Genomic DNA, 285 nt, shown 5'->3' with positions numbered 1-285 from the left:
TATCAGCATCTAAATTTAAGTTATCTGTTGCTGGATCTAAAGTGGTTACATTTGTAGCACTAAATGTCCCATAGGTTCCGGCGCTTGACGATACATTAGCAATAGAATTGCTAATAAACACATCGTAAGTAGAATTCATTCCGTCGGAAATATCTCTAGTAGCTGCTGCACCATTAACAGTATTCTGCCAAAAGATAGAATTATGAATATTTAGGTTAACACTTCCATTACCTGAGGCTGTAATAGAATTACCATAAGTACCATTATAATCATTATTAACAAACG

General features: G+C 34.4%; 1 pseudogene. It reads right to left on the bottom strand.

Annotated elements, in window-relative coordinates:
• Positions 1-285 (bottom strand): annotated as a pseudogene (locus tag LG649_RS16140) (T9SS type A sorting domain-containing protein); the annotation flags it as partial.

Origin of the sequence: Neotamlana laminarinivorans (genome assembly GCF_020523925.1) — a bacterium.
Taxonomy (GTDB): Bacteria; Bacteroidota; Bacteroidia; order Flavobacteriales; family Flavobacteriaceae; genus Neotamlana; species Neotamlana laminarinivorans.
The sequence above is the reverse complement of the archived record's forward strand: the minus strand, read 5'-3'. Positions and strand labels throughout refer to the sequence as shown.